This is a genomic window from Streptomyces sp. NBC_00358 (assembly GCF_036099295.1).
In the GTDB taxonomy this organism is placed as follows: domain Bacteria; phylum Actinomycetota; class Actinomycetes; order Streptomycetales; family Streptomycetaceae; genus Streptomyces.
Genome location: NZ_CP107976.1, coordinates 7,081,455 through 7,103,927, shown reverse-complemented (window position 1 = coordinate 7,103,927; position 22,473 = coordinate 7,081,455). Strand labels below are relative to the sequence as shown.

Annotated in this window: 18 protein-coding genes and 1 riboswitch; of the genes, 16 read left to right on the top strand and 2 right to left on the bottom strand. The window is 73.8% G+C overall.

All coding sequences use genetic code 11. The features are described 5' to 3' along the window. Positions 1 to 79 precede the first annotated feature (79 nt). On the bottom strand, positions 80 to 820 hold the full coding sequence (locus OHT01_RS30305; RefSeq protein ID WP_328556280.1) for a class II aldolase/adducin family protein: 741 nt from the start codon (positions 818 to 820) through the stop codon (positions 80 to 82). A gap of 197 nt (positions 821 to 1,017) precedes the next feature. Here OHT01_RS30305 and OHT01_RS30300 point away from each other — a divergent pair, with 197 nt between their 5' ends. The 10 genes from OHT01_RS30300 to cobI all read left to right on the top strand — a co-directional run bounded on the left by OHT01_RS30300 (position 1,018) and on the right by cobI (position 14,885). After that, the gene (locus OHT01_RS30300) at positions 1,018 to 1,767 is read left to right on the top strand and encodes a lysozyme (RefSeq protein WP_328556279.1); all 750 of its coding nucleotides are present in this window, start codon (positions 1,018 to 1,020) and stop codon (positions 1,765 to 1,767) included. A 176-nt stretch (positions 1,768 to 1,943) separates the two neighbouring features. Continuing rightward, on the top strand, positions 1,944 to 3,185 hold the full coding sequence (locus tag OHT01_RS30295) for an inorganic phosphate transporter (protein WP_328556278.1): 1,242 nt from the start codon (positions 1,944 to 1,946) through the stop codon (positions 3,183 to 3,185). 20 nt (positions 3,186 to 3,205) lie between these two features. Beyond that, a complete protein-coding gene (locus OHT01_RS30290; protein ID WP_328556277.1) occupies positions 3,206 to 3,424 on the top strand; it encodes a hypothetical protein in 219 nt (72 codons plus the stop codon). A gap of 137 nt (positions 3,425 to 3,561) precedes the next feature. Continuing rightward, positions 3,562 to 3,702: riboswitch (cobalamin riboswitch) on the top strand. 107 nt (positions 3,703 to 3,809) lie between these two features. Beyond that, positions 3,810 to 4,769 (top strand): cobalamin biosynthesis protein, encoded by a 960-nt coding sequence (locus OHT01_RS30285; RefSeq protein ID WP_328556276.1) that lies wholly within the window; start codon positions 3,810 to 3,812, stop codon positions 4,767 to 4,769. After that, complete coding sequence (locus tag OHT01_RS30280) at positions 4,766 to 6,361, top strand: cobyric acid synthase (RefSeq protein WP_328556275.1); 1,596 nt, start codon at positions 4,766 to 4,768, stop codon at positions 6,359 to 6,361. Before OHT01_RS30285 ends, OHT01_RS30280 begins: the two co-directional genes overlap by 4 nt. Next, entirely contained in the window at positions 6,358 to 10,011 is a 3,654-nt protein-coding gene (gene cobN / locus OHT01_RS30275; RefSeq protein ID WP_328556274.1) for a cobaltochelatase subunit CobN, read from the top strand. Before OHT01_RS30280 ends, cobN begins: the two co-directional genes overlap by 4 nt. Next, on the top strand, positions 10,008 to 12,035 hold the full coding sequence (locus OHT01_RS30270; RefSeq protein ID WP_328556273.1) for a putative cobaltochelatase: 2,028 nt from the start codon (positions 10,008 to 10,010) through the stop codon (positions 12,033 to 12,035). Before cobN ends, OHT01_RS30270 begins: the two co-directional genes overlap by 4 nt. Continuing rightward, positions 12,035 to 12,634: a cob(I)yrinic acid a,c-diamide adenosyltransferase gene (gene cobO / locus OHT01_RS30265; protein ID WP_328556272.1), complete on the top strand. Its 600-nt coding sequence runs from the start codon at positions 12,035 to 12,037 to the stop codon at positions 12,632 to 12,634. Before OHT01_RS30270 ends, cobO begins: the two co-directional genes overlap by 1 nt. Next, the gene (locus OHT01_RS30260) at positions 12,631 to 14,139 is read left to right on the top strand and encodes a cobyrinate a,c-diamide synthase (RefSeq protein ID WP_328556271.1); all 1,509 of its coding nucleotides are present in this window, start codon (positions 12,631 to 12,633) and stop codon (positions 14,137 to 14,139) included. The genes cobO and OHT01_RS30260 overlap by 4 nt, the downstream gene beginning before the upstream one ends. After that, entirely contained in the window at positions 14,136 to 14,885 is a 750-nt protein-coding gene (gene cobI, locus OHT01_RS30255; protein WP_328556270.1) for a precorrin-2 C(20)-methyltransferase, read from the top strand. The genes OHT01_RS30260 and cobI overlap by 4 nt, the downstream gene beginning before the upstream one ends. Positions 14,886 to 14,995: 110 nt before the next feature. On the opposite strand, the gene OHT01_RS30250 is transcribed toward cobI, so the two are convergent. Continuing rightward, positions 14,996 to 15,724: a ZIP family metal transporter gene (locus OHT01_RS30250; RefSeq protein ID WP_328556269.1), complete on the bottom strand. Its 729-nt coding sequence runs from the start codon at positions 15,722 to 15,724 to the stop codon at positions 14,996 to 14,998. Positions 15,725 to 15,833: 109 nt separating this feature from the next. Between OHT01_RS30250 and cobM the strand changes: the two genes are divergently transcribed. The 6 genes from cobM (at position 15,834) to cobC (ending at position 22,457) form a co-directional block, all read left to right on the top strand. Further along, complete coding sequence (gene cobM / locus OHT01_RS30245; RefSeq protein ID WP_328556268.1) at positions 15,834 to 16,670, top strand: precorrin-4 C(11)-methyltransferase; 837 nt, start codon at positions 15,834 to 15,836, stop codon at positions 16,668 to 16,670. 77 nt (positions 16,671 to 16,747) lie between these two features. Further along, positions 16,748 to 18,007: a precorrin-6y C5,15-methyltransferase (decarboxylating) subunit CbiE gene (gene cbiE, locus OHT01_RS30240; protein WP_328558325.1), complete on the top strand. Its 1,260-nt coding sequence runs from the start codon at positions 16,748 to 16,750 to the stop codon at positions 18,005 to 18,007. Then, positions 18,004 to 19,710, top strand: coding sequence for a precorrin-3B C(17)-methyltransferase (cobJ, locus tag OHT01_RS30235; protein ID WP_328556267.1), 1,707 nt, complete (start codon positions 18,004 to 18,006; stop codon positions 19,708 to 19,710). Before cbiE ends, cobJ begins: the two co-directional genes overlap by 4 nt. Continuing rightward, positions 19,707 to 20,417, top strand: a complete 711-nt coding sequence (locus tag OHT01_RS30230; protein ID WP_443043467.1) for a precorrin-8X methylmutase — start codon at positions 19,707 to 19,709, stop codon at positions 20,415 to 20,417. The genes cobJ and OHT01_RS30230 overlap by 4 nt, the downstream gene beginning before the upstream one ends. Continuing rightward, positions 20,414 to 21,349 (top strand): sirohydrochlorin chelatase, encoded by a 936-nt coding sequence (locus OHT01_RS30225; RefSeq protein WP_328556266.1) that lies wholly within the window; start codon positions 20,414 to 20,416, stop codon positions 21,347 to 21,349. The genes OHT01_RS30230 and OHT01_RS30225 overlap by 4 nt, the downstream gene beginning before the upstream one ends. Beyond that, entirely contained in the window at positions 21,339 to 22,457 is a 1,119-nt protein-coding gene (gene cobC, locus OHT01_RS30220; protein WP_328556265.1) for an Rv2231c family pyridoxal phosphate-dependent protein CobC, read from the top strand. The genes OHT01_RS30225 and cobC overlap by 11 nt, the downstream gene beginning before the upstream one ends. The last annotated feature ends 16 nt before the right edge of the window (positions 22,458 to 22,473 follow it).

Below are 22,473 nucleotides of genomic sequence, written 5' to 3'. Positions count from 1 at the left end.
CCATCGGCCAGCGGGAGCGCCCCGAGGGGTGACGGCCGGCGCTCGGCGGACCCGGGGGCGCGGGCCGACCCGGCGGGCCCTACGGCCGCTGGCCGTACCCGCGCAGCCGCTCCCCCGCTTCACGGAGCTGGTCCGGTGAGAGCAGGGCGGGCGCGAGGCCGGGGACCGAGGAGGACAGGAGCCAGACGCGGCACATCCATTCGAGCTGGGCCGTGCGGTCGTACGCCTGCTCCAGGGAGGCTCCGTGGGCGATGGTGCCGTGGTTCTGGAGGAGGCAGGCCGAGCGGCCCGCCAGGGCCCGGAGCGTGTTCTCGGCCAACTCCGCCGTTCCGTAGGCCGCGTAGGGGGCGACGCGGACCGGGCCGCCGAGGGCCGCGGCCATGTAGTGGATCAGCGGGAGCTCGGGAACGAGGACCGAGACGGCCGTCGCGTGCGCGGCGTGGGTGTGGACGACGGCCTGTGCGCCGGTCGCGCGGTACACCGCGAGGTGCATCGGCAGTTCACTGGTCGGGAGCAGCGAGCCGAGCACCTGCCGGCCGTCGAGGTCCACGCCGACGATGTCGTCGTGCGTCAGCCGGTCGTAGGGCACGCCCGTGGGCGTGACCAGGACGGTGTCGCCGACGCGGACCGAGACGTTGCCCGAGGTGCCGACGACGAGCCCGTCGGCGACCGTCCTGCGGGCCGTCGCGACGAGCTCGTCCCAGGCCCGGCCGAGGACTTCCCGTGCGTCCCGCGCGGCCGACCCGTCCCGCTCGTCGTCCTCGTCCGTCATCCGTGGGTCCTCCCGTCCGTCCCCCGTGTACCGGTGCCGCTCAGCCATGCCGCGATCCTGCCAGCCGTGGCCGTGGACGCATCCCGGGCGGGCGCACTCTAGGGCGGAAGCCGGGCCTCCGTAAGGGTGCATATGGGCATCTATCGCCTCCCGGTCGCGAATGGCCGGGGATCGACGGACGAGTCCCGGCCTTCCCGTAGCCTCTGGGGGATTTGTCGTACACGTCGCCATTTCCGGGGGGAAACATGGCCCGTGACCACCAGCCGTCCCGTCGTCGCGCCCGGGTCGCCGCGACCGCCTTCGCGGCGGCGCTCACCCTGGGGGGCGCCACCCTGACCACGCTCCCGGCCGAGGCCGCGGGCAGCACCAGAGGGCACGACATCTCCTCGCACCAGAAGAACGTGGACTGGCGGAACGCGAGGGCGAAAGGTGCCCGCTTCGTCTACGTGAAGGCGACCGAGTCCACCACGTACCGCAACCCCTGGTTCGCCCGGCAGTACGACGGCGCGCGCGAGGCGGGCATCCTGCACGGCGCGTACCACTTCGCGGTACCGGACCAGTCGTCCGGCACCGCGCAGGCCGCGTACTTCGTACACAACGGCGGGGCGTGGCGCGCCGACGGCTGGACGCTGCCGCCCGCGCTGGACATCGAGTACAACCCCTACGGCAAACGCACGTGCTACGGCCTGGACAAGGCCGCGATGGTGAACTGGATCAGGGCCTTCAGCGACGAGACCCGTCGCGAGACGGGCCTGCGCCCTGTGATTTACACCACAACGCATTGGTGGAACACCTGCACCGGCTCCAGCCGGACATTTGCCGCGGATCACACGCTGTGGCTGGCCCGTTACGGCGCGACGGACACCGGAGCGCTGCCCGCGGGGTGGTCCGCGTGGACCTTCTGGCAGTACGGCAACAGCGGCAGCCTGCCGGGTGACCAGAATCTCTTCAACGGATCCGCGGCCCGGCTCAAACAACTCGCCCTGGGGCGCTGACCCAAGCGGAGCACGAGATTCCGCATCCGTTCGAACCCGGGGGGTCGCCCCTCCGACACAAGCGGAGGGGCGATTCGCTCTTCGGGACACCGCGAAGTACGACCCAGTTCATCTTCCGTTCACCCAGGTTGCCTACGGTCCACCTGCCACTGACGTCCAAACAGAAGCCTGGGTAAATGGAACACATCACGCTCCTCCTCGGAATCGTGATCGTCACCGCTCTCGTGTTCGATTTCACGAACGGTTTCCACGACACCGCCAACGCGATGGCCACCACCATCTCGACGGGCGCCCTCAAGCCCAAGGTCGCGGTGGCCATGTCCGCCACCCTCAACCTTGTCGGCGCCTTCCTCTCGGTGGAGGTCGCCAACACGATCTCCAAAGGCCTCGTCGACGAATCCGGAATCAAGCCGGAGGTGATCTTCGCCGCGCTCGTCGGCGCGATCCTCTGGAACCTGGTGACGTGGCTCGTCGGACTTCCCTCCAGCTCCTCGCACGCCCTCATGGGCGGCCTGGTCGGCGCCACGATCGCCTCCGCCGGTACCGGCGCGGTGCACGGGGACGTCCTGGTCGGCAAGGTGCTTCTGCCCGCCGTCGCGGCCCCGATCGTCGCCGGTGTGGCCGCCATGGTCGCCACGCGGCTGTCGTACAAGCTGAGCGGTGACGCCGACACCAAGGCCACCAAGAAGGGGTACCGCGCCGGCCAGATAGCCTCCGCGGGCCTCGTCTCGCTGGCCCACGGCACCAACGACGCGCAGAAGACGATGGGCATCATCACCCTGGCCCTGGTCGCCGGTGGCGCCGTCGCTCCCGACGCCGACCCGCCGGTCTGGGTCATCCTCTCCGCCGGTCTCGCGATCGCGCTCGGCACCTACCTGGGCGGCTGGCGCATCATCCGCACGATGGGCAAGGGCCTGACCGACCTCCAGCCGCAGCAGGGCTTCGCCGCCCAGACCAGCGCGGCCACGGTCATCCTGGCCTCCTCGCACATCGGCTTCTCCCTCTCCACCACGCACTCGGTCTCCGGCTCCGTGATGGGCGCGGGCCTCGGCCGCAAGGGCGGTGTGGTCCGCTGGTCCACCGCCAAGCGGATGGTCGTCGCCTGGGTCCTCACGCTGCCCGCCGCCGCCCTGGTCGGCGCCGGTGCCGAGTGGGTGACCGGTTTCGGTGCCTGGGGCACCGCGCTCGTCGCCGTCTTCCTGGTCGGCTCCAGCTTCGCGATCTGGCGCCGCTCGCGCCGCGAGGTGATCGACCACAACAACGTGAACGACACCGAGGAGCCCGCCGGTGTGGTGACGCAGGCCATCGCCGCCGTCACCCCGCCCCCGGCCGGCACCGTGACCGAAGGTCTCACGGCCACCATCCCGGCTCCCGCCGAACCCGCGGCGGCCCCGTCGACGCCGTCCGCCGTGGCCTGAGAACCGAAGGAAGCAACAGCATGAACATCGACTGGTCAGCCCTCGGGTCCGTCTTCGGGGTCAGCCTCGGAGTGACCGTGGCCCTCGTCGCCCTCTTCACCCTCGGCGTCGCCGGCCTCTCCAAGAAGGAGTCGGCCCAGGGCGGTTCCGCGGTCGCGGCGGCCACCGGCGCGTACGTCTGCTTCGCGGCCTGCGCCGCGGCGGTGGCGTACGGCATCTCCCTGATCATCACCAAGTAGCCCGGAACGGGCGGCCCGGCACCGGGCCGCTCCGGGCGACACCGCGCGTGGGGTGCGGGACGGATCACCGTCCCGCACCCCACGCGTATGTGGGCCTGCGCACACTGTCCCCCCGCAGGTCAACAGCCAGTTGACGGCCGTTCTCACCCCGTGGTGGACTGCCGGAGCCAAGTACGGCGGCATGAGAGGAAGCCGGTGCGAATCCGGCGCGGTCCCGCCACTGTCATCGGGGAAGGAACTCCCCGGGAGCCAGGAACTCTCACCGCCGGTCTCGTCGAACCAGGGCGTGGACACCCTGAGTGAGGACATATCGCCATGCGCGGCTGCCCGTTGCCCGTTCCGCTGAGTACGAGGGTTCCACTCCACCAGACCGCGGGCTGACCCCGTGCGAGCCGATCGCGTCTTCGCGTACGGCGCCGCCGCCGGCCTTCTCGGCGACCTGCTGCTCGGCGATCCCCGCCGGGGGCATCCGGTCGCCGTGTTCGGGCGGGCCGCCGCGGCCGTCGAGCGGACCCTGTGGCGGGACCACCGCGGGTGGGGCGCCCTGCACACGGCCGTCTGCGTGGGCGGTGCCACCGCACTCGCCACGCTCGCGAGCCGTACCGTACGCGCCTCGCCTGCCGCCTCCGTCGCCCTGACCGCCGCAGCCACCTGGACCGTCGTCGGAGGCACCTCCCTCGGCCGGGAGGCGCGGGCGGTCGGCGGCGCGCTCGCGGCCGGTGACCTCGACACCGCCCGGGAGCTGCTGCCGCGTCTGTGCGGCCGCGATCCGCAGGCGCTGGACGCCGACGGGATCGCGCGGGCCGTCGTCGAGTCCGTCGCCGAGAACACCTCCGACGCCGTCGTCGGCGCCCTGGTCTGGGGCGCCGTCGCCGGTGTGCCCGGACTCGTCGCCTTCCGCGCCGTGAACACGCTCGACGCCATGGTCGGGCACAAGTCCTCGCGGTACCGGCGCTACGGCTGGGCCTCCGCCCGGCTCGACGACGTCGCCGGCTGGCCCGGAGCCCGGCTCACCGCCGTCCTCGCGGCCGTGGCCGGGTCCGACCCGCGGGGCGCCGTGCGCGCCTGGCGCGCGGACGCCTGCAGGCATCCGAGCCCCAACGCCGGGCCCGTGGAGGCCTCCTTCGCGGGCGCGCTCGGCGTCCGGCTCGGCGGCACCCTCTCGTACGGGGGACGCGTCGAGCACCGGCCCGTGCTCAACGAAGCGGGGCGCGCCGTCCACACCCACGACATCGAGCGGGCCGTACGGCTGTCCCGGCGCGTCGGCCGGCTCGCGCTCGGCGTGAGCGCCGCCGGACGGGTGCTGCTCACGGTCCTGCTCACCAGGAAGGGGCGCACCGCATGAGCGGGGGGCTGCTGATCGCCGGGACCACCTCGGACGCAGGAAAGAGTGTCGTGACCGCCGGGATCTGCCGGTGGCTGGTGCGCCAGGGCGTCAAGGTCGCGCCCTTCAAGGCGCAGAACATGTCCCTGAACTCGTTCGTGACGCGCGAGGGCGCCGAGATCGGGCGGGCGCAGGCCATGCAGGCGCAGGCCGCCCGCGTGGAGCCGACCGCGCTGATGAATCCCGTGCTGCTCAAGCCGGGCAGCGACCGCAGCAGTCAGGTCGTCCTGATGGGCAGGCCGGTGGGCGAGATGAGCGCGCGCGGGTTCTTCGGGACGTCCGGACCCGCCGGGGAGCCGCTGCCGGGCGCCGGGGCACCCGGCGAAAGGCTGCGCGGAGGACGCCAGGAAGCACTCCTCGGGACGGTCCTCGACTGTCTCGCCCAGTTGCGGGGCACGTATGACGCGGTGATCTGTGAGGGGGCCGGCAGCCCGGCCGAGATCAATCTGCGGCGCACCGACATCGTGAACATGGGGGTGGCGCGGAACGCGGGGCTCCCCGTGCTCGTCGTCGGCGACATCGACCGGGGCGGTGTGTTCGCCTCGTTCTTCGGGACGGTCGCCCTGCTGTCGCCCGAGGACCAGGCGCTCGTCGCCGGGTTCCTCGTCAACAAGTTCCGCGGGGACGTCGGCCTGCTGGAGCCCGGCCTCGACATGCTGCACGGCCTCACCGGGCGCCGCACCTACGGTGTGCTGCCCTTCCAGCACGGTCTGGGCATCGACGAGGAGGACGGGCTGAGGGTCTCGCTGCGCGGGGCCGTCCGCGAGTCCACCGTCTCCTCCCCCGTCGGCGCGGACATCCTGCGGGTCGCCGTCTGCGCGGTCCCGCTGATGTCCAACTTCACCGACGTGGACGCGCTGGCCGCCGAACCGGGCGTCGTCGTGCGGTTCGTGGACCGGGCCGAGGAACTGGCCGACGCGGATCTCGTCATCGTGCCCGGGACCCGGGGCACGGTGAAGGCACTGGCATGGCTGCGTGAGCGCGGCCTCGCGGACGCGATCGCGCGCCGGGCCGCCGAGGGCCGTCCCGTGCTCGGCATCTGCGGCGGCTACCAGCTCCTCGGACAGCACATCGAGGACGAGGTCGAGTCGCGCGCCGGTCGGGTCGACGGGCTCGGACTCCTCCCCGTACGCGTGCGGTTCGCGCGGGAGAAGACGCTGACGCGGCCGGTCGGCGAGGCCCTCGGCGAGCAGGTCGAGGGGTACGAGATCCACCACGGCGTCGCCGAAGTGACCGGCGGCGAGGCGTTCATCTCCGATGACCGTGGACACGGCCTGGACGGGTGCCGCGTCGGCTCCGTCTGGGGCACGCACTGGCACGGCTCACTGGAGTCGGACGGTTTCCGGCGGGCCTTCCTGCGCGAGGTGGCCGCCTCCGCGGGCCGCCGCTTCGTACCGGCGGCCGACACGTCGTTCGCGGCGCTGCGCGAGGAGCAGCTGGACCGGCTCGGCGACCTGATCGAGGAACACGCGGACACGGACGCGCTGTGGCGGCTCATCGAGTCCGGCGCGCCGCAAGGACTGCCCTTCATTCCACCGGGAGCACCCGCATGAGCACAGTGTTGTTGTTGTCGACCGCCGACACGGACCTGCTGGCGGCCCGTGCCAGTGGCGCCGCCTACCGGATCGGCAATCCGACCCGGGTGGACGTCGCGGACGGACTCGCCGCGCTCGTCGAGGGCGCGGACGTCGCCGTCGTACGGCTGCTCGGCGGCAAGCGGGCCTGGGAGGACGGGCTGGCCTTCCTGAAGGCGTCCGGCATCCCGACCGTGCTGCTCGGCGGCGAGTCCGTCCCGGACGCCGAGCTGATGGCCGAGTCGTCGGTGCCCGCGGGCGTGGTGGCGGAGGCGCTGCGCTATCTCGTCGAGGGCGGCCCCGCCAACCTCGCCGAGCTGGCCCGGTTCCTCTCCGACACCGTGCTGCTGACGGGTGAGGGTTTCGAAGAGCCGCACAGGACAGCCGAGTTCGGTGTCCGCGGCGAGCGTGAGTTCGTCGAGGGCCGGCCGACCGTCGGTGTGCTGTTCTACCGGGCGCACGAGCTGTCCGGGAACACCGCGTTCGTCGACACGCTGTGCGAGGCGATCGAGGCGCGCGGCGCCAACGCCCTTCCCGTGTACTGCGGTTCACTGCGCGGAGCCGACCCGGCCCTCTACGAGATCCTCGGCCGGGCCGACACCCTGGTCGCCACCGTCCTCGCGGCGGGCGGCACCCACGCCTCCGAGGCGTCCGCGGGCGGCGACGAGGAGGCCTGGGACATCGGAGCGCTCGCCGACCTCGACATCCCGGTGCTCCAGGGCCTCTGCCTGACCTCGTCGAAGAGCGCCTGGGAGGCGTCGGACGCGGCGCTGTCCCCCATGGACGCGGCGATGCAGGTCGCGATCCCGGAGTTCGACGGCCGGATCGTCACCGTGCCGTTCTCCTTCAAGGAGCAGGGCCCGGACGACGTCCCGGTCTACGTAGCCGACCCCGAGCGGGCCGCCCGGGTCGCCGGAATCGCCCTGCGGCACGCGCTGTTGAAGCACAAGCCGAACGCGGAGAAGAAGCTCGGGATCGTCTTCACCGCCTATCCGACCAAGCACTCGCGGGTCGGCAACGCGGTCGGCCTCGACACCCCCGCCTCGGCGGTGCGGGTGCTCGACGCGCTGCGCGACGCCGGCTACAGCCTCACCGAATACCCGGACAACGGCGACGAGTTGATCCACCGGCTCATCGCGGCCGGCGGCCACGACGTCGAGTGGCTGACCGAGGAACAGCTCGCCGCCGCCCCGGCGCGCGTGCCGCTCGCCGACTACCGGGCCTGGTTCGACACGCTCGACCCCGACCTGCGCGCGGGCATGCTGGAGGCCTGGGGCGAGCCGCCGGGTTCCCTCTACACCGACGGCGACGACATCGTGCTGGCGTGCCTGGAGTTCGGGAACGTCGTCGTGATGATCCAGCCGCCGCGCGGCTTCGGCGAGAACCCGATCGCGATCTACCACGACCCGGACATGCCGCCGTCGCACCACTACATGGCGGCCTACCGCTGGCTGGAGAACAGTTTCGGCGCGGACGCCGTCGTGCACATGGGCAAGCACGGCACGATGGAGTGGCTGCCAGGCAAGGGGCTCGGGCTCAGCGGCGGCTGCGCCCCCGACGCCGTCCTCGGCGAACTCCCCCTGGTCTACCCGTTCATCGTCAACGACCCCGGTGAGGGCACCCAGGCCAAGCGGCGCGGGCACGCCACCGTCGTCGACCACCTCGTACCGCCGATGGCCCGGGCCGACACCTACGGCGACCTCGCGAAGCTGGAGCAGCTCCTCGACGAGTACGCGCTGGTCTCCGACCTGGACCCGACGAAGGCCCCGGCGGTCCGCGCGCAGATCTGGACGCTGGTCAAGGCGGCCGAGCTCCACCACGACCTGCACGTCGACGAGCAGCCGGACGACGGCGACTTCGACTCCTTCGTCATGCACATCGACGGCTATCTCTGCGAGATCAAGGACGTGCAGATCCGCGACGGACTGCACATCCTGGGCGGCGGTCCGGAGGCCGAGCCGCGGGTGAACCTCGTGCTCGCCGTGCTGCGCGCCTCGCAGGTGTGGGGCGGCACGGCGAACGCGCTGCCCGGTCTGCGCGCCGCGCTCGCCGAGCACTTCGGCCTGGTGGAGAAGGAGTTGCTCGCCGAGCCGGGCGCTCCGGTGAAGGCGCCCGTCGAACTGACGGACCTGGTCGAGGGCCCGGCCCGTACGGCCGCCGACGCGATCGACCTGCTGGAGCAGTTGTGCCGCCGGGCGGCGCTGGGCCTGGAGGAGCGCGGCTGGGACCCGGCCGCCGTCCCGGCGCTCGTGCGCGAGGTACTGGGCACCGAACTCCCCGACGCCGTCGCGGTGCTGGAGTTCGCCTGCCGCGAGGTCGTACCGCGGCTCGCCCGGACGACGGACGAGATCGGGCACATCCTCAAGGCGCTGAACGGCGGTTACGTCCCGGCGGGGCCGTCCGGTTCGCCGACGCGCGGGCTCGTCAACGTCCTGCCGACCGGCCGCAACTTCTACTCGGTCGACCCCAAGGCCATCCCGTCCCGGCTCAGTTGGGAGGTCGGCCAGTCCCTCGCGGACTCGCTCGTGCAGCGCTACCTCCAGGACACCGGCGCGTACCCGACGTCCGTCGGACTGACGGTCTGGGGCACGTCCGCGATGCGCACCCAGGGCGACGACATCGCGGAGATCCTCGCGCTGCTGGGCTGCCGCCCGGCGTGGGACGACGCGTCGCGGCGCGTGACCGGCTTCGAGATCGTCCCGCTCGACGAGCTCGGCCGCCCGCGCATCGACGTCACGGTCCGCATCTCGGGCTTCTTCCGGGACGCGTTCCCGCACGTCGTGGGTCTGCTCGACGACGCGGTGCGCGCGGTCGCCGAGCTGGACGAGCCCGCCGACCGGAACTACGTGCGCAAGCACGCCGACGAGGACACCGCCGAGCACGGCGACCGGCGGCGCGCGACCGCCCGTATCTTCGGCTCCAAGCCGGGCGCGTACGGCGCGGGTCTGCTCCCGCTGATCGACGCCCGCAACTGGCGCTCGGACGCCGACCTCGCCGAGGTGTACGCGGTGTGGGGCGGCTACGCCTACGGGCGCGGGCTCGACGGGCGGGCGGCGCGCGGCGACATGGAGACCGCGTTCAGGCGCATCGCGGTCGCGGCGAAGAACGTCGACACCCGCGAGCACGACCTCGTCGACGCCGACGACTACTTCCAGTACCACGGCGGCATGGTCGCGATGGTCCGCCATCTGACGGGCGCCAGCCCCGAGGCGTACGTCGGTGACTCGGCCGTGCCCGACCAGGTGAAGACCCGCACCCTGGGCGAGGAGACGCACCGGGTCTTCCGCGCCCGGGTGGTCAACCCGCGCTGGATGGCCGCGATGCGCCGGCACGGCTACAAGGGCGCCTTCGAGATGGCGGCGACCGTCGACTACCTCTTCGGCTACGACGCCACGGCCGGGGTCGTGGACGACTGGATGTACGAGAAGCTGAGCGCGGAGTACGTCTTCGACGCGGAGAACCGGGACTTCATGAAGAAGTCCAACCCGTGGGCCCTGCGCGGCATCACGGAGCGGCTGCTGGAGGCGGCCGACCGCGGGCTGTGGGCGGAGCCGGACGCGGAGACGCTGGAACGGCTGCGCGCCACCTATCTGGAGCTCGAAGGCGACTTGGAGGGCGACGACCAGTGAGTACCCCGTTCCCGTTCACGGCGGTGGTCGGCCAGGACGACCTGCGGCTCGCGCTGCTGCTGAACGCTGTCAGTCCGGCGGTCGGCGGAGTCCTCGTGCGCGGCGAGAAGGGCACCGCCAAGTCGACGGCGGTGCGCGCCCTTTCGGCGCTGCTGCCCGAGGTCGCCGTCGTCCCCGGGTGCCGTTTCTCGTGCGACCCCGCGGCTCCCGACCCGGCGTGCCCGGACGGCCCGCACGAGGCGGCGGCCGGCACACACCGCCCGGCCCGCATGGTCGAGTTGCCCGTGGGGGCCTCCGAGGACCGGCTGGTGGGAGCGCTCGACATCGAGCGGGCGCTCGCCGAGGGAGTGAAGTCCTTCGAGCCGGGCCTGCTCGCCGACGCCCACCGCGGCATCCTCTACGTCGACGAAGTCAACCTGCTGCACGACCACTTGGTCGACCTGCTGCTGGACGCGGCGGCGATGGGCGCCTCCTACGTCGAGCGCGAGGGTGTCTCCGTACGGCATGCCGCCCGGTTCCTGCTCGTCGGGACGATGAACCCCGAAGAGGGCGAACTGCGGCCGCAGTTGCTCGACCGGTTCGGACTGACCGTCGAGGTCGCGGCCTCGCGCGAGCCCGACCGGCGGGTCGAGGTGGTGCGGCGGCGGCTGGCCTACGACGACGACCCGGCCGGCTTCGCGGCGCGCTGGGCCGACGAGGAGGCCGCCGTGCGGGCCCGGATCGTGGCGGCCCGGGCGCTGCTGCCCTCCGTGCGGCTCGGGGACGGGCCGCTGCGGCAGATCGCGGCGACCTGCGCGGCCTTCGAGGTGGACGGCATGCGCGCCGACATCGTGATGGCGCGGACCGCGACGGCGCTCGCCGCCTGGGCGGGACGCACCGAGGTGATCGCCGAGGACGTACGGCAGGCGGCGCTGCTGGCGCTGCCGCACCGGCGGCGGCGCAACCCGTTCGACGCGCCCGGCATCGACGAGGACAAGCTCGACGAGACCCTGGAGGAGTTCGGCGGCTCGGACAGGGAGTCGCAGGACGACGACCCGGACCCCGATCCCGACGGGCCCGGGGGCGGCGGGCAGCCGCCCGAGGACGGGCCGGACGACGGCTCCCCCGCCGGTGACATCCCGGCGCAGGGCGAGCCGTCGGACGACGGGCAGACCCCGGCCGGGCAGGGCGCCGGCGAGCAGTCGCCCGTACGGGCCGCCGAGCCGTTCCGCACGAAGACGCTGAGCGTTCCCGGCCTCGGCGAGGGCGCGGCCGGACGGCGTTCGCGCGCGCGGACCGAGCACGGACGCACGACGGGATCGCGGCGGCCCCGCGGGGCCCTCACCAAACTGCACCTGGCGGCGACCGTGCAGGCCGCCGCCCCGCACCAGCGGGCACGCGGACGGTCGGGCCGGGGTCTGGTGGTACGGCGGGACGATCTGCGGCAGGCGACGCGCGAGGGCCGTGAGGGCAACCTGGTCCTCTTCGTGGTGGACGCCTCCGGCTCCATGGCGGCGCGGCAGCGGATGAGCGCCGTCAAGGGCGCGGTGCTGTCCCTGCTGCTCGACGCGTACCAGCGGCGGGACAAGGTGGGTCTGGTGACGTTCCGCGGGTCGGCCGCCGAGGTCGCGCTGCCGCCCACCTCCTCCGTGGACGCGGCCGCGGCCCGGCTGGAGTCGCTGCCGACGGGCGGCCGGACGCCGCTCGCGGCCGGGCTGCTGCGGGCCCACGAGGTGCTGCGGGTGGAGCGGCTGCGGGACGCAGCCCGGCGGCCGCTGGTCGTCGTCGTGACCGACGGACGGGCCACGGGCGGGGCCGAGCCGGTCGCCACGGCCGGTCGCGCGGCACGGCTGTTCGCGGCGGACGGGGTCGCCTCGGTGGTCGTCGACTGCGAGTCGGGGCCGGTACGGCTCGGGCTCGCGGGTCAGCTCGCGGGCGAACTGGGCGGCACGCCGGTGACCCTGGACGCGCTGCGGGCCGATTCCATCGCCGGGCTCGTCCGGGACGTGCAGGGTGTGCAGGGGACTTCGAGGAGGGCCGCGTAGTGCCGCAGGGACAGCCGAGTGTCGTACCGGAGGACGGTCTGACGACCCGTCAGCGTCGTAACCGGCCGCTGATCGTCGTGCACACGGGGATCGGCAAGGGCAAGTCCACCGCCGCGTTCGGGCTCGCGCTGCGCGCCTGGAACCAGGGGTGGCCCATCGGGGTGTTCCAGTTCGTCAAGTCGGCGAAGTGGAAGGTCGGCGAGGAGAACGCGCTGCGGGTCCTCGGCGCCTCGGGCGAGGGCGGGTCCGTCGACTGGCACAAGATGGGCGAGGGCTGGTCCTGGGTCCAGCGCGACGCGCAGATGGACAACGAGGAGAAGGCCCGCGAGGGCTGGGAACAGGTCAAGCGCGACCTCGCCGCCGAGACGTACAAGCTGTACGTGCTCGACGAGTTCGCGTACCCGATGCACTGGGGGTGGATCGACACCGACGAGGTCCTCGCGGTGCTGCGGGACCGTCCGGGCACCCAGCACGTCGTGATCACCGGGCGCAACGCTCCTGAGAAGCTGGTCGACTTCGCCGATCTCGTGACCGACATGTCCAAGGTCAAGCATCCGATGGACGCCGGGCAGAAGGGGCAGAGGGGCATCGAGTGGTGACCTCGTCCGTTCCCCGGCTGGTCATCGCCGCGCCCTCCTCGGGCAGCGGCAAGACGACCGTCGCCACGGGGCTGATGGCGGCCTTCGCCTCGCGGGGGCTCGCCGTGTCCCCGCACAAGGTGGGGCCGGACTACATCGACCCCGGGTACCACGCGCTCGCCACCGGGCGGGTGGGACGCAATCTCGACTCCTACCTGTGCGGCACCGAGTTGATCGGCCCGCTGTTCGCGCACGGGGCGCGCGGGTGCGATCTCGCGGTCGTCGAGGGCGTGATGGGGCTGTACGACGGGGCCGCGGGCGAGGGCGAACTCGCGTCCACGGCCCAGGTGGCGAAGCTGCTGCGGGCTCCGGTGGTGCTGGTCGTCGACGCGTCCTCGCAGTCGCGGTCGGTGGCCGCGCTGGTGCACGGGTTCGCCTCCTGGGACCCCGAGGTGCGGGTCGCCGGGGTGATCCTCAACAAGGTGGGGTCCGAGCGGCACGAGGCCATGCTCCGGGAGGCGCTGGACGCGTCCGGGGTTCCGGTGCTCGGCGTGCTGCGGCGGGCTCCGCAGATCGACACGCCGTCGCGCCATCTGGGACTCGTGCCGGTCGCCGAACGGCGCTCGGAAGCGGTCGAGGCGGTCGCCGCCATGGCCGCGCAGGTGCGCGCCGGATGCGACCTGGACGCGCTGTTCGCGCTGGCGCGCGGTGCGGGTGCGGTGCCGGGTCCCGCGTGGGACGCGGCCGAGGCGGTGCGTTCCCCGGCCGGAGCCGAGGGGGTTCACGCCTCGGCCGCGGCCGAGGCGCTTCCTCCCTCGTCCCTGCCGCCCCTCTCCCCCTCCACCGCCGTGGCCGCCTCCCCGGGGCCCGGCCCGGCCCGTCCGCGAGGGGACGACGGGCCGGCGGACCGGACTTCGGCCGGGGTGCGCAGAGTTGCCGTGGCCGGTGGCCCGGCGTTCACCTTCTCCTACGCCGAACACGCCGAGCTGCTCACCGCCGCCGGAGCCGAGGTCGTCACCTTCGATCCGCTCCGGGACGAGCAACTTCCCGAAGGGACCGGCGGGTTGGTGATCGGCGGCGGGTTCCCCGAGGTGTACGCGCCCGAGCTGTCCGCCAACGAGCCGCTGCGCAAGGCGGTGGCCGAGCTGGCGTTCGGCGGGGCACCGGTCGCGGCCGAGTGCGCCGGACTGCTGTATCTGGCGCGGGAAATCGACGGCCGGCCCATGTGCGGGGTGATCGACGCCACGGCCCGGATGGACGAGCGGCTCACCCTCGGCTACCGGGACGCCGTGGCCCTCGGCGACAGCGTGCTCGCCGCGGCCGGTACCCGGATGCGCGGGCACGAGTTCCACCGGACGGTCGTGGAGCCCGGCGCCGGTGCGGCTCCCGCCTGGGGGATGCGCGCCCCGGAGCGGCGCGTCGAAGGTTTCGTGCAACGCGGTGTGCACGCGAGTTATCTGCACACGCACTGGGCGTCCGAGCCCGGTGTGGCCCGTCGGTTCGTCGAGAGGTGCCTGACGTCATGAGCAGCAAGCTGATCGGGGTCGGGGTGGGCCCCGGCGACCCGGAGCTGGTGACCGTCAAGGGTGTCAACGCCCTGCGCGCCGCGGAGGTCGTCGTCGTCCCGGTGATGGCCGCGCCGGACGGGAAGGACGGCGGCGAGCGCGGGCGGGCCGAGGCGACCGTCCTGCACTACGTGCCCGAGGAGAAGGTCGTCCGGGTGGTGTTCGCGCTCAACGAGCGGAGCGACCGGGGGCGGCGCGAGGCAGCCTGGGACGCCGCCGGCGCGCGGGTGGCCGACCTGCTCGGCCGGCACGCCTCGGTCGCCTTCGCCACCATCGGCGACCCCAACGTGTATTCGACGTTCACCTATCTCGCGCACACGATCGCGGAGCTGGTCCCGGGCACGGTCGTGGAGACGGTGCCCGGCATCACCGCCATGCAGGACCTCGCCGCGCGGTCGGGGGCCGTTCTCACCGAGGGGACCGAGCCGCTCACGCTCGTCCCGGTGACGGCGGGGTCCGCCGTGCTCAAGGACGCGCTGAACGGGCCCGGCACCGTGGTCGCGTACAAGTTCGGGCGGCAGGCCGCGGAGGTCGCCCGGGCGTTGCGGGACAGCGGGCGGATCGACGACGCCGTGTGGGGGTCCGCGCTCGGCCTCGACGACGAGTCGATCCGCCCGGCGGGCGAGCTCGACGGGGAGCCGCTCCCCTACCTCTCGACCCTCATCGCGCCCGCGCGCCGCGACGGGAAACGCGGCGGAAAGCTGTGACCTGCGCCCACCCGTCGAACGCGGCGGACCGCTCGGACCCCGCGCGCCCGGCGAACGGGGCGGACCCCTCGGACCCGGTCCGCCCGGCGAGCGGGGTGGGCCGCTCGGGCTCAGCCCGCGAGGCCCACCACCAGCCAGATGAAGGCCACGCCCGCGACCGTGCACAACAGGGTCGAGCGGGCGGGGTGCTCGTGGTGTGCCTCCGGGAGGATCTCGGCGGCGGCGAGGTAGAGCAGTACGCCACCGAAGAGGCCGAGGTAGCCGCCGAGCAGCCGCTCGGGAATGGTGAAGAAGAGGGTGGAGGCGGCGCCGATCATGGGGGCCGCCGCATCCGCGTACAGCATGAGCAGGGCCTTGCGACGGGCGTTCCCGTACAGGCTCGTGATCGTGTACGTGTTGAAGCCGTCCGCGAAGTCGTGGGCGATCACCGCGAGCGAGACCGCGAGGCCCATACCGCCGCCGACCTGGAAGGCGGCGCCGATCGCGACGCCGTCCATCGCGCTGTGGCCGACCATGGCACCCGCCGCCGTGAGGCCCACCTCGGGCGCGCGTCCGTCGTGCTCGTCGCCGCCGTGCGCGGCCTGGCGGTGGGCGAGCAGGCGTTCCACCAGATGGGCCAGCAGAAAGCCGGCCACGAACAGGAGCAGCGCGGCCGGAACGCCGAACACCTCGGTGCCCGCCGCCGCCAGCGCCTCCGGCAGCAGGTCGAGGCCGACCACGCCGAGCATCAGGCCGCCGGCCAGGCCGAGGACCAGATGGCGGCGGTCGGTCACGCGCTGCGCCGTCCAGCCGCCGGCCAGCGTCATCAGGAACGCGCCGAGCGCGACGAGGACCGCCATAGGCCCTTGCTATCCGATCAACCCCGGGTCGCGCACCCGGGGCGACGGCCCCGCGCCCACTGAACCTTTCGCAGCACCCCTGATTTCTCGTAGGAGAGGACCGATTCCCATGGCCGATGCCCCCACCGGCAAAGTGACCTTCGTCGGTGCCGGCCCCGGCGCCGCCGACCTGCTGACGTTCCGCGCCGCGCGCGCCATCGCCGAGGCCGATGTCGTGATCTGGGCGGCGAGCCTGGTGCAGGCCGAGGTCCTCGACCACGCTCGCGAGGGCGCCGAGATCCTCGACTCCGCGACGATGTCGCTGGAGGACGTCGTCGCCGTGTACGGGCGGGCCCGTGCCGAGGGCCTGCGGGTGGCGCGGATCCACTCGGGCGACCCGGCCCTGTGGGGCGGTACCCAGGAGCAGGTCGACCGGTGCGCCGAGCTCGGTATCGAGACGGAGATCGTGCCGGGGGTCTCGTCGTTCTCCGCGGTGGCCGCGATCGCGCAGCGCGAGCTGACGATTCCCGAGGTCGCGCAGTCGGTGATCCTGACCCGGCTCGGCGGCGGCAAGACGCCGATGCCGCCCGGGGAGGACGTACGGGAGTTCGCGAAGCACGGCACGACGATGGCGCTGTTCCTGTCGGCGGCCCGCAGCGGCCAGCTCGTGCGGGAGCTGCTGGAGGGCGGCTATCCGACGACCACACCCGTCGTGGTCGCCTACCAGGCGACCTGGCCGGAGGAGCTGATCGTGAAGTGCACGATCGGCACGCTGGAGGAGACCGTCAAGGAGCACAAGCTCTGGAAGCACACCCTCTTCCTGGTGGGCCCGGCGCTCGCCGCGAGCGGCACCCGCTCGCACCTCTACCACCCCGGTCACTTCCACGGCTTCCGCAAGGCGGACCCGCAGGCGCGCGCCGAGCTGCGCGCCGCGCGCCGGAGCGGTGCGCAGGGCCCCGCGTCGTGACCGCGGAGGTCGTCGGCGCGCGGGAGGAGTCCGTCGCCCCGACGGGAGAGTCCGTCGTCCTCGGGGACCGCGACACGGTGATCACGGTCGTCGGTACGGGCACCGGCGCTCCGCTGTCCCCTGAAGCGGGCGGTGTGCTCGCGGGGGCCGGGCTCGTCGTGGGTGCCGGGCGGCATCTGGTGGTGGCCCGGCCGCCGGAGCGGGCGGAGCAGGTGGTGCTCGGGCCGCTGGCGCCCGCCCTCGACCGTATCGAGCGCTATCTGGACGACGGGGCGCACGGCGGACCGGTCGTGGTGCTGGCCTCCGGCGACCCGGGGTTCTTCGGGATCGTGCGGGCGCTGGCGGGCCGGTTCGGGAGCGAGCGGCTGGACGTGCGCCCCGCTGTCTCGTCCGTGGCGACCGCGTTCGCCCGGCTCGGGCTGCCCTGGGACGACGCGGTGGTGGTCAGCGCGCACGGACGTGACCTCCGTACGGCCGTCCAGGTCTGCCGGTCGCAGCCCAAGGTGGCCGTGCTGACCGGGCCGGGGTCCGGGCCCGCCGAGCTGGGTGCCGCCCTCGCCCACCGGGGCGCGGAGCGCGTCCTCGTCGTGGCGAGCGCCCTCGGCGACCCGGAGCGCGAGCGCGTCGAACGGGTCACGCCCGCCGACGCCGCCGCCCGCGACTGGGGGACGGCGGTCAGTGTCGTGCTGTGCCTGGACGAGTCGCGGACCCTGAATCCCGTGCGGACGGTCGCGGGGCCGGTTGCCGGACCCGACCGATGGGCCCTGGACGAGAGCGAGTTCGCCCACCGCGACTCGATGATCAGCAAGTTCGAGGTACGGGCGCTGGCACTGGCCCGGATCGGACCGCGGCTCGGCGAACTGGTCTGGGACGTCGGCGCGGGCTCCGGTTCCGTGGCCGTCGAGTGCGCGCGGTTCGGTGCCGCGGTGACCGCGGTCGAGAAGACCCGGGACGGCTGCGACCGCGTCCTCGCCAACGCGGCGGCGCACGGCGTCGACGTACGGGTGGTGCACGGGGCCGCGCCCGCGGTGCTGTCCGGACTCGACGATCCGGACGCGGTGTTCATCGGCGGCGGCGGACGTGAACTGCCCGCGATCGTCACGGTGTGCGCGCGCCGGGCCCGGCGCGCCGTCGTGATCGCCATGGCCTCGCTGGACCGGGTTCCGGCCGCCCGGGACGCGCTCACCGCCGCCGGATTCGCCTGCGACGGCGTCCTGTTGCAGTCGTCGCGGCTCGCCCCGCTGCCGGGGGACGTGTCCCGGCTCGCGGCGACCAATCCCGTCTTTGTGCTGTGGGGCGTCCGGCCTCCGGCCCGTATCGAAGGAGTCCCCCAGTGATCGGCCTGATTTCCGCCACGGCGGCGGGAGCGGCGGCCCGTGACCGGCTCGCCTCGGCATGGTCCACGCGTACCCGGGTGTACGACGGACCCGTGGCGGAGGCCGTGCGGCGGGCCTTCGGGGAGTGCGACCAGGTGGTGTGCTTCCTCGCCACGGGCGCGGTGGTACGGCTCGTGGCGCCGCTGCTCGTCGACAAGGGGGCGGACCCCGGGGTGGTGTGCGTCGACGAGGCGGGGCGGTTCGCCGTTTCGCTGGTCGGCGGCCACGCGGGCGGGGCGAACGAACTCGCCCGCGAGGTGGGTGAGTTGCTCGGGGCCGAGCCGGTGGTGACGACGGCGACCGACGCGGTGGGGGTGCCCGGTCTCGACACCCTGGGTCTCCCGGTGGAGGGGGATGTCGCCGGGGTCTCGCGGGCCATGCTGGACGGCGAACCGGTGGTGCTGGAGGCGGAGTCGGTCTGGCCGCTGCCCGCGCTGCCGCCGAACGTGGGGAGCCCGGCCGCGCCGGGGGCCGCCGTCGTCCGCGTCTCGGACCGCGTGCGTGAAGCCGCCGCGCGCGAGGTCGTCCTGCGCCCGCCGTCCCTCGTGGTCGGGGTCGGCGCCTCCCGGGGCGCGCCCGTGGAGGAGGTCCTCGGACTCGTCGAGGACGCCCTGCGGGAGGCCGGTCTCTCGGCCGGGTCGGTGGCCGCACTCGCCACCGTCGACGCCAAGTCCGAGGAGCCCGGCATCGTCGGGGCCGCCGAGCGGTTCGGCGTCCCGGTCGTCACGTACACCGCCGGGGAACTGGCGGCGGTGACCGTCCCGAACCCGTCCGACGCGCCCCTCTCGGCCGTGGGGACCCCGTCCGTCGCGGAGGCGGCGGCGCTGATGGGCGGCGGTGAACTCCTCGTCCCCAAGCGGAAGTCGGTGCGGGCGGACGGGCAGCCCGCGATGGCGACCTGCGCCGTCGTGCGCCGGCCGGGCCGCGGACGGCTCGCGGTCGTGGGCCTCGGCCCCGGAGCACGCGATCTGCTGACCCCGCGTGCGACGGCGGAGCTGCGGCGGGCCGCCGTGCTCGTCGGGCTCGACCAGTACGTCGACCAGATCCGCGATCTGCTGCGGCCCGGCACACTGATCCTGGAGTCGGGGCTCGGCGCCGAGGAGGAGCGGGCCCGCACGGCGGTGGCGCAGGCGCGCCGCGGGCAGGCCGTCGCGCTGATCGGCAGCGGCGACGCGGGCGTGTACGCGATGGCCTCGCCCGCGCTGGCCGAGGCGTCCGACGACATCGACGTCGTCGGGGTGCCGGGGGTGACCGCGGCGCTCGCGGCCGGGGCGATCCTCGGCGCGCCGCTCGGCCACGACCATGTGTCGATCAGTCTGTCCGACCTGCACACACCGTGGGAGGTCATCGAGCGCCGGGTGCGCGCGGCGGCCGAGGCCGACATCGTGGTGACCTTCTACAACCCGCGCAGCCGGGGCCGGGACTGGCAGCTCCCCAAGGCGCTCGCGATCCTCGCGGAGCACCGGGAGCCCACGACGCCGGTGGGTGTGGTGCGCAACGCCTCCCGCCCGGACGAGTCGAGCCGGATCACGTCGCTGGGGTCCCTGGATCCGGCGATCGTCGACATGATGACGGTGGTGACCGTGGGCAACACGGCGACCCGTGAGATCGCCGGCCGCATCGTGACACCGCGCGGCTACCGCTGGCAGGAGGAGCCCAAGTGAGCCAAACGAGCCGGGTGTTCCCCGGGAGCCGGGTCGTGCACCCCATCGAGCAGGAGTCCTTCCGGCGGCTGCGGGCCCGCCTGGACACCTCGCACTTCCCGCCGCTGACCCGCGCGGTGGTGGAGCGGGTGATCCACTCCGCCGCCGACCTGGAGTACGCGAGCGATCTCGTCACCGACGAGGACGTCCTGATACGGGCGCACGCGGCGCTGCACGCCGGGGCGCCCGTCGTGGTGGACGTCGAGATGGTCGCGGCGGGCATCACGCGCCGCGCCACCGTCTGCCGGCTCAAGGACGCCGAGTCGGGCCCAGGACTGACGCGTTCGGCGCACGCGGTCCGGCTCGCGTACGAGCAGGTCGGGCCCGGCGCGCTGTGGGTGATCGGCTGCGCGCCCACCGCCCTTGAGGAGTTGCTGCGCCTCGACGCCGGTCCGGCGCTCGTCATCGGGCTGCCCGTCGGCTTCGTCGGCGCCGCCGAGTCCAAGGCCGCGCTCCGCGAGAGCGGCCTGCCCGCTGTCAGCAACGTGTCCGAGAAGGGCGGTTCGGCGGTCGCGGCCGCCGCGCTCAACGCCCTGCTGTACCACCCTGTTCCAGGGGCCGACCAGGCCTCGCGATCCACTCGGGCCGACCGGTCCGCGAAGACCGACCGGGCCGGGACGACCCAGCCGACCGCCGAGGCCGTCCCGGCCGCCAAGGAGACATCGTGACCACCCCGCCCCCCGCCCTGCTCATCGCCGGACACGGCACCCGGGACGAGGCCGGAGCCGAGGCCTTCCGCTCCTTCGTACGGGAGTTGGGGCGCCGCCATCCCGAACTGCCCGTCGCCGGAGGGTTCATCGAGCTGTCGCCGCCACCGCTGGGCGACGCGGTCGCCGAACTCGTCGAGCGGGGGGTACGACGTTTCGCCGCCGTGCCGCTGATGCTGGTGTCCGCCGGGCACGCCAAGGGCGACATCCCGGCGGCGCTGACCCGTGAGAAGGAGCGGCACCCCGGCATCTCCTACACGTACGGGCGTCCGCTGGGCCCGCATCCGTCGCTGCTCGCCGTGCTGGAGCGGCGCCTCGACGAGGCTCTCGGCGGCGGTGCCCGGACCCCGGAGGGGCGGGCCGAGGTGACGGTGCTGCTCGTGGGCCGCGGGTCCACCGACCCGGACGCCAACGCCGAGGTGCACAAGGCCGCGCGGCTGCTGTGGGAGGGCCGCGGCTACGCGGGCGTCGAGACGGCGTTCGTGTCCCTGGCGGCGCCGGACGTGCCGTCCGGCCTGGACCGCTGTGTGAAGCTGGGCGCGCGCCGGATCGTGGTGCTGCCCTACTTCCTGTTCACCGGCATCCTCCCGGACCGGGTACGGCGGCAGACGGACGACTGGGCCGCCGCGCACCCGGGGGTCGAGGTGGGCTCCGCCGAGGTCATCGGCCCCGAGCCCGAACTGCTCGACCTGGTCATGGAGCGCTACCGGGAGGCGGTCAAGGGCGACCTGCGGATGAACTGCGACTCCTGCGTCTACCGGATCGCGCTGCCCGGCTTCGAGGACAAGGTGGGGCTCCCCCAGCAGCCGCACTTCCACCCCGACGACGACGGCCACCACGACGGACACGGTCACCACCATCACGGGGGACACACGCATTCCCATGCGCACTGAAGAGGCCGCCGAGGGCGGGCACGATCTGCGGCACCACGGGGACGCCGAGGTGCGCGACGACGGTTCCAAGCTCACCGATCTCGCCGTGAACGTCCGCGCGGACACCCCGCCCGCTTGGCTGCTCGACCGGATCACCGCGTCGCTGCCCGGTCTCGCGGCCTACCCGGACGGGCGGGCCGCGCGGGCCGCGGTAGCGGCGCGGCACGGGCTGCCGGTGGAGCGGGTGCTGCTCACGGCGGGCGCGGCCGAGGCCTTCGTCCTGCTCGCGCGCGCTCTGGAGGTACGCCGGCCGGTCGTCGTCCATCCGCAGTTCACGGAGCCGGAGGCCGCCCTGCGGGACGCCGGCCACGCGGTGGGGCGGGTCCTGCTGCGCGAGGAGGACGGCTTCCGGCTCGACGCGGCCGCCGTCCCCGAGGACGCGGACCTCGTCGTGATCGGCAATCCGACCAATCCGACGTCGGTCCTGCACCCGGCGGCGTCCATCGCCGAACTGGCCCGCCCGGGGCGGGTGCTGGTGGTCGACGAGGCGTTCATGGACGCGGTGCCGGGTGAGCGCGAGTCCCTGGCCGGGCGGACGGACGTGCCCGGACTCGTCGTCCTGCGCAGCCTCACGAAGACCTGGGGTCTCGCGGGGCTGCGGATCGGCTACGTGCTCGCCGGTCCCGGGACGATCGCCGCGCTGGAGCGCGCCCAGCCGCTCTGGCCGGTCTCCACGCCCGCGCTCGCGGCGGCCGAGGTCTGCATGTCCTCGCAGGCACTCGCGGAGGCGGCGCACGCGGCGCGGCGGATCGCGAAGGACCGGGACCATCTGGTCGCGGGACTGCGGGAGTTCGCCTGCACCGACGGGCTGCGGGTGGTGGAGCCCGCGGAGGGCTCCTTCGTCCTGGTCCGGCTGCCGCGGGCCGCGGGGGTTCGCCGGGCCCTTCGCGATCTCGGGTTCGCGGTGCGGCGCGGGGACACGTTTCCCGGGCTCGGGGACGAGTGGCTGCGGATCGCGGTACGGGACCGGAAGACGGTCAACGGCTTCCTGCAGGCCCTGGACCGGGCGATGACCGTGAGCGGCGGCAGCGGGGTCACCCCGCCCCGCCGGCCCCCACCGTCCCCGTAGCCCGGCCTCCGGGCCG